The sequence below is a fragment of the Burkholderia semiarida genome (assembly GCF_029268935.1).
GTDB classification, from domain to species: Bacteria; Pseudomonadota; Gammaproteobacteria; order Burkholderiales; family Burkholderiaceae; genus Burkholderia; species Burkholderia semiarida.
The window spans coordinates 629,657-641,341 of record NZ_JAHLCL010000008.1 but is presented as its reverse complement, the minus strand read 5'-3'; the positions used below and the strand labels follow the sequence as shown (position 1 = coordinate 641,341).

Annotated in this window: 13 protein-coding genes and 1 pseudogene; 2 read left to right on the top strand and 12 right to left on the bottom strand. The window is 64.8% G+C overall.

All coding sequences use genetic code 11. The features are described from left to right. Positions 1-124: 124 nt before the first annotated feature. Positions 125-277 (bottom strand): hypothetical protein, encoded by a 153-nt coding sequence (locus KPB06_RS26195; protein ID WP_155634597.1) that lies wholly within the window; start codon positions 275-277, stop codon positions 125-127. 223 nt (positions 278-500) lie between these two features. Here KPB06_RS26195 and flgE point away from each other — a divergent pair, with 223 nt between their 5' ends. Then, a complete protein-coding gene (flgE, locus tag KPB06_RS26190) occupies positions 501-1,745 on the top strand; it encodes a flagellar hook protein FlgE (protein WP_059583132.1) in 1,245 nt (414 codons plus the stop codon). 99 nt (positions 1,746-1,844) lie between these two features. Here the strand turns inward: flgE and asd are convergent, their stop codons facing one another. From asd to KPB06_RS26150, 8 genes are all read right to left on the bottom strand, one after another. Then, entirely contained in the window at positions 1,845-2,966 is a 1,122-nt protein-coding gene (asd, locus tag KPB06_RS26185; protein WP_059582764.1) for an aspartate-semialdehyde dehydrogenase, read from the bottom strand. A gap of 85 nt (positions 2,967-3,051) precedes the next feature. Continuing rightward, positions 3,052-3,171 carry a hypothetical protein gene (locus tag KPB06_RS26180; RefSeq protein WP_006756675.1) on the bottom strand — a complete coding sequence of 40 codons (120 nt, stop codon included), beginning with the start codon at positions 3,169-3,171 and terminating at the stop codon, positions 3,052-3,054. Positions 3,172-3,290: 119 nt separating this feature from the next. Next, positions 3,291-4,358: a 3-isopropylmalate dehydrogenase gene (gene leuB, locus KPB06_RS26175; RefSeq protein WP_059582767.1), complete on the bottom strand. Its 1,068-nt coding sequence runs from the start codon at positions 4,356-4,358 to the stop codon at positions 3,291-3,293. Positions 4,359-4,437: 79 nt separating this feature from the next. Beyond that, positions 4,438-5,088 carry a 3-isopropylmalate dehydratase small subunit gene (gene leuD / locus KPB06_RS26170; protein WP_059582769.1) on the bottom strand — a complete coding sequence of 217 codons (651 nt, stop codon included), beginning with the start codon at positions 5,086-5,088 and terminating at the stop codon, positions 4,438-4,440. A gap of 68 nt (positions 5,089-5,156) precedes the next feature. Beyond that, on the bottom strand, positions 5,157-5,303 hold the full coding sequence (locus KPB06_RS26165) for an entericidin A/B family lipoprotein (protein WP_011548098.1): 147 nt from the start codon (positions 5,301-5,303) through the stop codon (positions 5,157-5,159). Positions 5,304-5,306: 3 nt separating this feature from the next. After that, the gene (gene leuC, locus KPB06_RS26160) at positions 5,307-6,716 is read right to left on the bottom strand and encodes a 3-isopropylmalate dehydratase large subunit (protein ID WP_059582772.1); all 1,410 of its coding nucleotides are present in this window, start codon (positions 6,714-6,716) and stop codon (positions 5,307-5,309) included. A gap of 265 nt (positions 6,717-6,981) precedes the next feature. Further along, complete coding sequence (locus KPB06_RS26155) at positions 6,982-7,911, bottom strand: alpha/beta fold hydrolase (protein WP_059582776.1); 930 nt, start codon at positions 7,909-7,911, stop codon at positions 6,982-6,984. Positions 7,912-8,081: 170 nt separating this feature from the next. Next, a complete protein-coding gene (locus KPB06_RS26150; RefSeq protein WP_081066418.1) occupies positions 8,082-8,687 on the bottom strand; it encodes a TetR/AcrR family transcriptional regulator in 606 nt (201 codons plus the stop codon). 435 nt (positions 8,688-9,122) lie between these two features. Between KPB06_RS26150 and KPB06_RS26145 the strand changes: the two genes are divergently transcribed. Beyond that, positions 9,123-9,848 carry a glutathione S-transferase gene (locus KPB06_RS26145; RefSeq protein ID WP_059582781.1) on the top strand — a complete coding sequence of 242 codons (726 nt, stop codon included), beginning with the start codon at positions 9,123-9,125 and terminating at the stop codon, positions 9,846-9,848. Between the two features lie 149 nt (positions 9,849-9,997). On the opposite strand, the pseudogene KPB06_RS34645 reads toward KPB06_RS26145, so the two are convergent. The 3 genes and pseudogenes from KPB06_RS34645 to KPB06_RS26130 all read right to left on the bottom strand — a co-directional run. Next, positions 9,998-10,135: pseudogene (locus tag KPB06_RS34645) on the bottom strand (hypothetical protein); the annotation flags it as partial. Positions 10,136-10,337: 202 nt separating this feature from the next. Further along, positions 10,338-10,802 (bottom strand): Lrp/AsnC family transcriptional regulator, encoded by a 465-nt coding sequence (locus KPB06_RS26135; protein ID WP_059582787.1) that lies wholly within the window; start codon positions 10,800-10,802, stop codon positions 10,338-10,340. Positions 10,803-10,897: 95 nt separating this feature from the next. Next, a complete protein-coding gene (locus KPB06_RS26130; RefSeq protein ID WP_059583135.1) occupies positions 10,898-11,656 on the bottom strand; it encodes a dimethylarginine dimethylaminohydrolase family protein in 759 nt (252 codons plus the stop codon). Between the last annotated feature and the right edge of the window lie 29 nt (positions 11,657-11,685).

The following is an 11,685-nucleotide window of genomic DNA, read 5'->3' as shown; positions in this document are numbered from 1 at the left end:
CCGTCTCGCAACAGCACCGCCCCCTGCTCGAATGACGCGGCCTTTCGGTGCTCACTGCGCGTCCACCGCAGGATCACGGCGACAGCATCGCAAACGCTCCCTCAATGACCCGCCCCGCCAGCCGTTAAAGAATTAGCCGCAGGAAATCCAAATAATCCCAGCCGGCAATCAATCCCGAACCAACAAATTTCAATTCGTCGATAAGAAGGCAGTTCATCCCGCTTATCGGCGAAATGAAAATCCACATCACCAAAGCCCCGCCCCATAAGGCTTTCATCGCCTTCCGCCCACCTGTCTCTCATACAAAGGCGATCTTTTCCGCATCAATTCAATTTCATTACACAAAATTACACAGACCCAACCGTTGCCGTCGATACGATCGCCTTCAAACGGGAATCGGCATATTTCGACTTCGCGGTCGGACCGATGCCGTGAAGGACCAGAGGGCCATCGCGCAGTCGCACGACTGCATTCACTACCAGCTCGTTACGGGGACGAACATGGGCTATCAGCAGGGTTTGAGCGGGTTGGCCGGCGCGTCGAGCAACCTCGACGTGATCGGCAACAACATCGCGAACGCAAACACGGTCGGCTTCAAGCAGGGGCGCGCGAACTTCGCGGACATGTACGCGAATTCGGTCGCGACGTCGGTCAACACGCAGATCGGCATCGGTACGCGGCTCGCGTCGGTGCAACAGAATTTCGGCCAGGGCACCATCAATTCGACGAAGTCGTCGCTCGACGTCGCGATCAACGGCAACGGCTTCTTCCAGATGTCGAGCAACGGCGTGACCACGTACTCGCGCGACGGCACGTTCCACCGCGACAAGAACGGCGCGATCGTCGACGCGCAAGGCCGCAACCTGATGGGCTATGCGGCAGGCGCCGGCGGCGCGATCAACACCGCGCAGACCGTGCCGCTGCAGGCGCCGACCAGCAACATCGCGCCGCGCGCGACGAACAAGATCACCGGCCAGTTCAACCTGAACGCCCAGGACAAGGTGCCGGCCAAGACGCCGTTCAACGCGACCGACAACACGACGTTCAACTACAACTCGTCGATCCAGGTCTACGACACGCTCGGCGGCTCGCAGCAGGTCACGATGTACTTCGCAAAGAGCGCGGCCGGCACGTGGCAGGCCTACGCGGGCGTGCAGGGCCAGACGCCGACGCATCTCGGCACCGTCACGTTCGACGCATCGGGCCGGATCAGCTCGACGACGTCGGCCGCGACCGGGCAGCCGACGCCGAGCCTCGGCCAGTTCGCGTTCTCGATCCCGAACACGACGGGCGGCGCCAATCCGCAGAACCTGACGCTCGACCTGGGCGGCACGACGCAATACGGCGGCAAGGACGGCGTGAACAATCTCGCGCAGGACGGCTTCGCGAGCGGCACGCTGACGACGTTCTCGATCGGCAGCGACGGCAAGCTGACCGGCAACTATTCGAACGGACAGAGCACGGTGCTCGGCCTGATCGCGCTCGCGAACTTCAACAACCCGAACGGGCTCGTGAACATCGGCGGCAACCAGTATGCGGAAACGGCCGCGTCGGGCGTGCCGCAGATCTCCGCGCCGGGCAGCACGAACCACGGCACGCTGCAGGGCAGCGCGCTCGAAAACGCGAACGTCAACCTGACCACCGAGCTCGTGAACCTGATCACTGCGCAGCGCAATTACCAGGCGAATGCGCAGACGATCAAGACCCAGCAGGCCGTCGACCAGACGTTGCTGAACCTGCGCTGAACCGCGCATGAAAAACGCGCCGCGCCGGCCCCGAATCTCGAGGCCGACGCGGCGCGTCGTATCGTGCAGCCCGGCCCGCGAGCCGGACAGCGAGCGTGCTTACTTGTCGAGCAGGATGCGCAGCATGCGGCGCAGCGGCTCGGCCGCGCCCCACAGCAACTGATCGCCGACCGTGAACGCCGACAGGTATTCGCCGCCCATCGCGAGCTTGCGCAGGCGGCCGACCGGCACCGACAGCGTGCCGGTGATCTTCGCCGGCGACAGGTCGCGCATCGACGCTTCGCGCTCGTTCGGCACGACCTTCACCCAGTCGTTCGCCGATGCGAGGATGCCGTTGATTTCGTCGAGCGGCACGTCCTTCTTCAGCTTGATCGTCAGCGCCTGCGAGTGGCAGCGCATCGCGCCGATCCGCACGCACAGCCCGTCGACCGGGATCGAACCCGGTTCGCCCATCGCCGGCTTGCCGAGGATCTTGTTGGTTTCCGCGCCGCCCTTCCACTCTTCCTTCGACATCCCGTTGCCGAGATCCTTGTCGATCCACGGGATCAGCGAACCGGCGAGCGGCACGCCGAACTGGCTCGTCGGCATCGCGTCGCTGTTCATCGCGGCCAGCACGCGGCGGTCGATGTCGAGGATCGCGGAGGCCGGATCGGCGAGCTGTTCCTGTACCGCGCCGTTCAGCGTGCCCATCTGCGACAGCAGCTCACGCATGTTCTGCGCGCCCGCGCCCGATGCGGCCTGGTAGGTCATCGCCGTCATCCAGTCGACGAGATTCTCGCGGAACAGGCCGCCGAGCGCCATTAGCATCAGGCTGACCGTGCAGTTGCCGCCGATGAAGTTCTTCGTGCCCTTGACGAGCGCGTCCTTGATCACGTCGAGGTTGACCGGATCGAGGATGATGACCGCGTCGTCCTGCATCCGCAGCGACGATGCCGCATCGATCCAGTAGCCGTTCCAGCCGGCCGCGCGCAGCTTCGGGAACACGTCGTTCGTGTAGTCGCCGCCCTGGCACGTGATGATCACGTCGCACTTCTTCAGCTCGTCGACGCTGGTCGCGTCCTTGAGCGTGGTCTCGTTTTTCGCGAACGACGGCGCCTTGCCGCCCGTGTTGCTGGTGCTGAAAAACACCGGTTCGATCAGGTCGAAATCGCCCTCTTCCTGCATGCGCTGCATCAGGACGCTGCCGACCATGCCGCGCCAACCTACGAGACCTACGTTCATGACTAACCCTTTGCTTTGAATGGAGCTTCCCCGCCATTTCCGTCCCCGCGTGACCGCGCGGGGAAACAGGCGGGCACGACGGCGATCAGCGTTTAATGATCGTTTTCGTGGTAATGGTTTTCGTGATGACGATGGCGCGCGCACCCGCACGGGCAGTGTTGCCGTGGAGTTTCAGGACCGGGGAGATCAGGGAAATCAGCGCCATCGTTCGAGTCTACACAAAGCCGGTGGCCCGCACAACGGCCAACCGCGCGCGAACCGGCCGATTTTCACGGCCCGTTCGCGCCCTTTTCCACATTAGTTACCGCACTTCATTTCCCACGCTTACAGCGCGGCGACCACCGCATCGCCCATCGCCGCCGTGCCGACCTGCTTGCAGCCCGGCGTCGCGATGTCGCCCGTGCGGTAGCCTTGTTCGAGCACCGTTTTCACCGCGCGCTCGATACGATCGGCCTGCTCCGCGCGATTCAGCGAATAGCGCAGCAGCATCGCGGCCGACAGGATCGTCGCGAGCGGGTTCGCGATGCCCTTGCCCGCGATGTCCGGCGCCGAACCGTGCGACGGCTCGTACAGCCCCTTGTTGTGCTTGTCGAGCGACGCGGACGGCAGCATGCCGATCGAGCCCGTCAGCATCGACGCCTCATCCGACAGGATGTCGCCGAACATGTTGCCGGTGACGATCACGTCGAACTGCTTCGGCGCCTTCGCGAGCTGCATCGCCGCGTTGTCGACGTACATGTGCGACAGCTCGACGTCCGCGTACTCCTTCGACACGTCGATCATGATGTCGCGCCAGAACTGCGACGTCTCCAGCACGTTCGACTTGTCGACCGACAGCAGCTTCTTCGCGCGCTTTTGCGCGGCCTGGAACGCGACGTGCGCGATGCGGCGCACCTCCGGCTCCGAATAGCGCATCGTGTCGAAGCCTTCGCGCTCGCCGGCGAACGGGCCGTCCGGCGCCGAGCGCACGCCGCGCGGCTGGCCGAAGTAGATGTCGCCGTTCAGTTCGCGCACGATCAGGATGTCGAGGCCCGCGACGAGCTCCGGCTTCAGCGGCGACGCATCGACGAGCTGCGGATAGCAGATCGCCGGGCGGAAATTCGCGAACAGCTCGAGGTGCTTGCGCAGCCCGAGGATCGCCTGCTCGGGGCGCAGCGCGCGCTCGAGCGAGTCGTACTTCCAGTCGCCGACCGCGCCGAACAGGATCGCGTCGGCCTGCTTCGCGAGCGCCAGCGTCGCGTCGGGCAGCGGATGGCCGCTCGCCTCGTAGCCCGCGCCGCCGACCGGCGCCTGTTCGAGTTCGAACTTCTCGTCGAGTGCGTTCAGCACCTTCACCGCTTCATTGACGATTTCCGGACCGATGCCGTCGCCGGGCAGCACTGCAATCTTCATGCGAAATTCCTGACTGGGTAGGGTGTTATGGAGGCAGGCCGGCGAGCGCACGCACGGCGCGCCCGCCTGCAACGCGCGCTCAGCCGACCAGCTTGGTGCTGAGCCACGGCTGCTTCACGAGCCGCTCCGCTTCGAACTGGCGGATCTTGTCCGCGTGGCGCAGCGTGAGGCCGATGTCGTCGAAGCCGTTCAGCAGGCAGTACTTGCGGAACGCGGCGATCTCGAACGGATACTCGCGGCCGTCGCCCGCGCGCACGACCTGCGCGTCGAGGTCGATCGTCAGCTGGTAGCCGTTGAACGCGTACGTGTCGCTGAACAGGTGATCGACCTGCTGCTCGGTCAGCACGATCGGCAGCAGGCCGTTCTTGTAGCAGTTGTTGAAGAAGATGTCCGCGAAGCTCGGCGCGATGATCGCGCGGAAGCCGTACTGCTGCAGCGCCCACGGCGCGTGCTCGCGCGAGCTCCCGCAACCGAAGTTCTTGCGGGCGAGCAGCACCGATGCACCCTGGTAGCGCGGCTGGTTCAGCACGAAGTCCGGGTTCAGCGGACGCTTCGAGTTGTCCTGGCCCGGCTCGCCGTGATCGAGGTAACGCCATTCGTCGAACGCGTTCGGACCGAAGCCCGTGCGCTTGATCGACTTCAGGAACTGCTTCGGGATGATCGCGTCGGTGTCGACGTTCTCGCGATCGAGCGGCGCCACGACGCCGGTATGTACAGTGAATTTTTCCATGATCCGTCTATCCGGTTGAAGGGCCGGCAGTCAGCCGGCGCACATCGACAAATTCTCGGCGGGAACCGTCACTCCGCGGCGCGCTTCAGCGCGCTGCCGGCGGCGTTGACGTCTTCACCGAAGCCGCGGACGGTATTGCAGCCGGCCAGGCCGAAACCCAGCCCCGCCAGCGCCAGCGCGGCAACCAGCCGCGCGATGACTTTCGATGCCGTCACGCGTCACCCCAGCTGGCGAATGTCGACGAAGTGGCCTTCGATCGCCGCGGCCGCCGCCATCGCGGGGCTCACGAGGTGCGTGCGACCGCCCGCGCCCTGCCGGCCTTCGAAGTTGCGGTTCGACGTCGACGCGCAGCGCTCGCCCGGCTCGAGCCGGTCGGCGTTCATCGCGAGGCACATCGAGCAGCCCGGCTCGCGCCATTCGAAGCCCGCATCGGTGAACACCTTGTCGAGCCCTTCGCGCTCGGCCTGCGCCTTCACGAGGCCCGAGCCCGGCACGACCATCGCGAGCCGCACGTTCGACGCGATGCGGCGGTTCAGCTTCTTCACGACGTACGCGGCCGCGCGGATGTCCTCGATCCGGGCGTTCGTGCACGAGCCGATGAAGATCTTGTCGACCTTGATCGATTCGATCGGCGTGTTCGGCTCGAGCGCCATGTACGCCAGCGCGCGCTCCATCGCGTCGCGCTTGACCGGATCCTTCTCGCGTTCGGGATCGGGCACGCGACCGTCGATCGACGTGACCATTTCCGGCGACGTGCCCCACGTGACCTGCGGGACGATCTCGGCCGCGTTCAGCTCGACCACGCGGTCGAACTGCGCGCCGTCGTCCGACTTGAACTGGCGCCAGTACTCGACGGCCTGATCCCATTCCGCGCCGGTCGGCACGAACGGACGGCCCTTCAGGTAGTCGATCGTCGTGTCGTCCACCGCGACCATGCCCGCGCGCGCGCCGGCCTCGATCGCCATGTTGCAGACGGTCATGCGGCCTTCCATCGTCAGCGCGCGAATGGTCGAGCCGCCGAATTCGATCGCGTAGCCCGTGCCGCCTGCCGTGCCGATCTTGCCGATGATCGCGAGCACGATGTCCTTCGCGGTACAGCCGCGCGGCAGCGCGCCCTCGACCTTCACGAGCATGTTCTTGCTCTTCTTCTGCAGCAGGGTCTGCGTCGCGAGCACGTGCTCGACTTCGGACGTGCCGATGCCGTGGGCGAGCGCGCCGAACGCGCCGTGCGTCGACGTATGCGAATCGCCGCACACGATCGTCATGCCCGGCAGCGTCGCGCCCTGTTCCGGCCCGATGATGTGGACGATGCCCTGGCGCACGTCGTTCATCTTGAACTGCGTGATGCCGAATGCATCGCAGTTCGCGTCGAGCGTGTCGACCTGCAGCTTCGAGACGGGATCGGCGATGCCGTGGCTGCGGTCCGTCGTCGGCACGTTGTGGTCCGACACGGCCAGGTTCGCGCTGATGCGCCACACCGGGCGCTGCGCGATCTTCAGCCCTTCGAATGCCTGCGGGCTCGTGACTTCATGCAGCAGTTGACGGTCGATGTAGAGCAGGGTCGTGCCGTCTTCCTCGGTGTGGACCACGTGGGTGTTCCACAGTTTGTCGTAGAGAGTCTGTGCCATGGGTATGCGGGGTCGTTGTGACTACAAGCCTTGCGGATGCGATCGATTATGCCACGCAAAATCGGCCCATGGAGTACCACGATAACGAAAAAAGTGAATAAAAACAGTGAGTTGGGTGGTACACGCGATACCCGGATAAGTATTACCCGGCAAGCGCGGCAGCGCGTGCGGCACAGGCGCGTGCCGCACCGACGGGGCTTGCTCCGCGCACCATGTCGGCCGTCGTGGGCCGCTCCAGCCCTTGCAATCGACTCGCGGCGACGTGCTACCGGAAGAAATTGCGCAACGCGCGCGCCAGCGCCTGCGGTTGTTCCTCAGGGATGAAATGCCCGCTATATGCGATCGTCGCAGCCGTCACGTCTTCCGCGACATGTTCGAGCGGCCCTGCCATGTCGGGTATGGATCCCTGGTCGGCACTGACAGCGAGCACGGGCATCTTCAGCTTTCCTCGCGCCTGCAGCTTGCGGTTCTGGGCCGACGATTCCGACACGGCCCGATAAAATGCCAGGCCCGCTCGCAACCCGCCGTCCCTGGTGAACACCCGGACGTACTCGTCGATATCCGCGTCGGAGAACGATTCGGGATTTGCCGCCTTGCGACGCAAGAACCAATCGAGATACGCGCGCTCCCTGCCGGCGATCAACGTCTCCGGCAGGTCGGCTACCGCATGGAATGCAAAGTGCCACGTGCGCCATGCGCTGCGAGGCTCGATCGGCAGTGCGTCGGGCAGCGTGATGCCGGGTATCCCGGCGTCGAGCAACGCCATGCGCTTCACTGAATCGGGATACATCGCCGCAAACGGATAGGCGACCCATGCGCCGACGTCGTGAGCGGCCAGGTAAAAGCGCGAGATATTTTGCCGCTCCAGCAGGCGCGCAAGCGTTGTCGCGACGGTCTGCGTGTCATACCCGGTGAGCGGCCGGTCCGAGTCGCCTTGCCCGGGAAGATCCGGCGCCACGATCCTGAATTCGTCCGCGAGCAGGGACATGATTCTGCGCCACGCGTACCAGCTTTCCGGAAACCCCGCGAGCAACACAATGGTCTCGCCGTCGGTGCGGCCGCCTTCGACATAATGAAGGCGCACCCCGTCCACCGTATCGAACCGATGACGAAAGCCGCTGAGCCGCGGGTCTTCGCGAAAATAGGGTGTGGTCGCAAGCGGCAAAGAATCCGCGGTCGATTGATGCTGGTGCATAAGTTCGTCCTCTCTATGGAATCGACTTTCCTGGATGATGGTTCACCACGCGCAGCGCGAGCAATGGCATTGGGAAATAGTCGTTTCCTAATTCGACAGAACCAGATCGCGCGCACGCGTGGTTTCGCGTGTTACTTCACATCGAGTTACCCAAGGGATGACGCTCTACCCTAGTTGAGCAGCCGCATGGCCTCGTCGACCAGCATCGACATATCGCTGCGGCGTTGGCCGAGCTTACCCACCACTCGAAGCCCCTGCACCATGGTGAACAGACAGCTCGACGTGGCTTGTGCGTTCAGCGTGGCATCGACGGACCCATCGGCCTGCCCCTGCCTGATCAAATCGCGAAGGAGACGCTCGACCCGCTGCATCGATTTGTGAACGATGTCGGCGATCTCGCTATCCAACGTACCGAGAACAATAGCGCCGCCCACGACCAGACAGCCCTTTCGGCCCTCGTCTCCATGCGAGACGTCCGCATAAAAGCGCAGCAGCGCGCGCACCTTGTCCCGTCCGTTCCTTTCATCGGCAAGGATCGTGTTGAGTTCGCTCGCGCGCCGATCGACGTACCGGTTCAACGCGGCAACGAATATGGCGTTCTTGTCCGCAAAAGCCTTGTAAAGACTGCCGGTGGTGAGCCCTGTCTCCCGGGACAGATCGCCGATGGAAGTCGCATGATAGCCACGCTCGCGAAAGACGCGGATGAAGCCGTCCAGCGCTTGCTCCATGTCGAATTCTCGCGGCCTGCCAACGTTCGGTGCAATTTTCGTCGCCATGCGGCATTATAGGAAATGATCATTTCCAAATCAAGCGATCCGGAACCGCGCAACGAGGCATACGATTAAACGACCGGCCGAAAACGCGCCTTTCCTTCCGTTTCTTGCAGGGTTCGTCCTCGCGGGTTCCGCATCGGGGCGGCTTCCGACCGACGGGGAAGGTCAAGGCCTGTTCGCGCCCATAGGTGACGGGCTTGCGCTGGCGCTGACCCGCTTCGCCAGCGGCGACACGCACCCTGGCATGATCGGCGGTGAACTGGTCGAACGCAGCCACGAAGGCGTGTGGGCGCGACGAACGCCGCGCATGAAACGCGGCGCCGCTGGCATTTCGCACTCGATCTCGTAGACTGTCTATTCGCAACGGGCGGCACGCGGCCGCCCTCCCGCCATCACGATGCGAGCATCACCCGAAGCATCGAAGGACAGGAGCACTGCATGCGATATGAACTCTATTACTGGCCTGAAATCCAGGGCCGCGGCGAGTACGTGCGCCTCGCGCTGGAAGCAGCCGAGGCCGACTACGTCGACGTCGCGCGCGAATCGGGACGCGGGATGGGCGTGGCGGCGATGATGCGCATGATGGACGACACGAAAGCGGAATGCGTGCCGTTCGCACCGCCGTTCCTGAAGGCGGGCGACGTGGTCGTCGGACAGACCGCGAACATCCTGCTGTTTCTCGGCGCGCGGCTCGGACTCGCGCCCGACGACGAAGCCGGCCGGCTGTGGGTGCACCAGCTCCAGTTGACCGCCGCCGATTTCATCACCGAGATCCACGACACGCACCATCCGATCGGCAGCGGCCTGTACTACGAGGACCAGAAGGCGGAAGCGGCCGAGCGCGCGGCCGATTTCCTCGAGAACCGGCTGCCGAAATTCCTCGGCTACTTCGATCGCGTGCTCGAACAGAATCCGCACAAGAGCGGTTATATCGCGGGCAACACGCTCACCTACGCGGACCTGTCGATGTTCCAGTTGATCGAGGGCCTGCGCTATGCGTTTCCGAAAGCGATGAAGCGCGCGGAACGCAAGATCGCCGGGCTCGTCGCGCTGCACGATCGCGTCGCACGGCATCCGCCCGTCGCGCACTACCTCGAGTCGGAACGCCGCATCCCGTTCAACGACATGGGGATCTTCCGGCACTATCCGGAGCTGGACAAGTAACGGCCGGCTGCCGTTACCCCATCGCGGCAGCGGCCGACCGGCGCGGTGGCCCGTGCCGCGCGGCGGCCGCGTCGACGGCCTCGACCGAGCGCGTGAGCCACGGCCCGATGTCCATTTCCTCGTAGCGCACGAGCCGGCTTTTGCGCGCGCGGCGACAGCGTCGCGAACATCGGCGCGTGCCCTTCCGATGCGAGGTTGTACAGCGTCCGTGCCGCCGCGTAGGCACCCGAATTGCCGGCCGACAGCACGGCCGTCAGGATCAACGGATTCATCGCGCCGGCGGCGAGCTGGATCGCGATCATCGCGATGCGACGGCCCTGCAGACGGCGTTTCAGCGTCGCTCCGGACGGCGCGGCCGTCTGCGCTGCCGCTTGCGCGGCATCCATAATGTTCACCCCGATCGTGATCCGGGACAGTCGATTCGATTCGGGATGCAAATCGATCGCGCCGGTCATTCGCATCGAAACCGGCCCTGGCTGGCCGGTCGCCTCACACGACGCTGCGCTTGATCGTCTGCAGTTCGGCCGTCGTCACGATCTTCTCGATCCGGAATCGCGGGCTTTCCAGCCACACGTTCGCGATCCGCCGGTACTCGTCGAGATCCTCGCACGCGAGCCGCACGAGAAAATCGAACGTGCCGCTCACCAGCCAGCAATCGAGCACGGCCGGATTCGCGCGCATTTCCTCCTCGAACGGCGCCTGCGAACGCCCGTGGTCGGCCAGCACGATCTGCGCGATCACGACGATCGGCTTGGTCGCGCGCGGCGCGTTGATCACCGCGCGGTACCCTTCGATCACGCCGAGCGCCTCGAGCCGCTCCACGCGCGCCTGGCACGGCCGCGGCGTGAGATTCACGCGTTCCGACAGCTTCCGGTAGGAAATCCGTCCGTCGGTGCGCAGGATGTCGAGAATCCGGAGATCGATCTTGTCCAACTGCATCTTCTTGTCGGTCATCCGCGTTCGCTCCGGTCGGGTCGTGGCTCATGGGAGGAACGTCTGCCGTTCCACACGCGGGCCATATTATCCGGCCGCCGCCGCGCGCCAATCGACTAGAACCGCAGCGACAGGCACGTCAGGCCGCCGTCCATCTTGCGGAACTCGCTCGTGTCGATCACGTGCAGCGGCATGCCGAGCGACGCGATCGCGTCATGCACGCGCGGATAGCCGGCCGGCGTGATCAGCGTGCCGTTCACGCGCAGCGTGTTGGCCGCATATTCGTCGGCGGCGGAAATCGCGATCCTTCGATAGTCGGCGAACGCCGGATGCGCGGCCAGCGCGTCGGTCACGAGCAGCGTGTCGTCGCCAAGCGCATTGACGACCGATTTCAGGTGCAGGCCGGCGCCAACCGGCACCGCGACGACCGAATATCCATGGCGCGACACCAGCGACTCGAACGCGGCGATGCCTTGCGCGTCGGTGCGGCTCGTCAGCCCGATGAAGAAGCGCTTGCCGACCAGCATCACGTCGCCGCCGTCGAGGCGGCCCTGTTGCATCGGCAGCAGCTCGCGATGCACGCGCAGCGACGCTTCGATGTGCGCGGTCTCGCCGCGCCGGGCGGGCGCGCCGGGGCGCGTGATCACCGCGAACTCCGGCGTGACGACGGCGACGTCCTCGACGAAGTGCGAATCGGGAAACGCATCGAGCGGCGGCAGTTCGGTCAGCTCGACCGCGAGCATGCGCAGCGCGTCGCAGTATGCGTGGAACTGCGCGAGCGTCTTGTCGTAGTCGGGTGCGCCGAGTTCGGCGGTGGTCAGGCCCGCGCCGCAGGACGGCGCGGGACGGCGAACGATCGCTTGCGTGAATTGCATCGACTCCTCCATGATCTGCGCCGCACCCG

What these genes read in the sequence shown, in the direction of transcription:
- asd (WP_059582764.1), bottom strand. Translation starts at nt 2,966, where the DNA reads ATGAACGTAGGTCTCGTAGGTTGGCGCGGCATGGTCGGCAGCGTCCTG.
- KPB06_RS26130 (WP_059583135.1), bottom strand. Translation starts at nt 11,656, where the DNA reads ATGCAATTCACGCAAGCGATCGTTCGCCGTCCCGCGCCGTCCTGCGGC.
- leuB (WP_059582767.1), bottom strand. Translation starts at nt 4,358, where the DNA reads ATGAAGATTGCAGTGCTGCCCGGCGACGGCATCGGTCCGGAAATCGTC.
- KPB06_RS26195 (WP_155634597.1), bottom strand. Translation starts at nt 277, where the DNA reads ATGAAAGCCTTATGGGGCGGGGCTTTGGTGATGTGGATTTTCATTTCG.
- KPB06_RS26180 (WP_006756675.1), bottom strand. Translation starts at nt 3,171, where the DNA reads ATGGCGCTGATTTCCCTGATCTCCCCGGTCCTGAAACTCCACGGCAAC.
- KPB06_RS26155 (WP_059582776.1), bottom strand. Translation starts at nt 7,911, where the DNA reads ATGCACCAGCATCAATCGACCGCGGATTCTTTGCCGCTTGCGACCACA.
- KPB06_RS26150 (WP_081066418.1), bottom strand. Translation starts at nt 8,687, where the DNA reads ATGGCGACGAAAATTGCACCGAACGTTGGCAGGCCGCGAGAATTCGAC.
- KPB06_RS26135 (WP_059582787.1), bottom strand. Translation starts at nt 10,802, where the DNA reads ATGACCGACAAGAAGATGCAGTTGGACAAGATCGATCTCCGGATTCTC.
- leuC (WP_059582772.1), bottom strand. Translation starts at nt 6,716, where the DNA reads ATGGCACAGACTCTCTACGACAAACTGTGGAACACCCACGTGGTCCAC.
- leuD (WP_059582769.1), bottom strand. Translation starts at nt 5,088, where the DNA reads ATGGAAAAATTCACTGTACATACCGGCGTCGTGGCGCCGCTCGATCGC.
- flgE (WP_059583132.1), top strand. Translation starts at nt 501, where the DNA reads ATGGGCTATCAGCAGGGTTTGAGCGGGTTGGCCGGCGCGTCGAGCAAC.
- KPB06_RS26145 (WP_059582781.1), top strand. Translation starts at nt 9,123, where the DNA reads ATGCGATATGAACTCTATTACTGGCCTGAAATCCAGGGCCGCGGCGAG.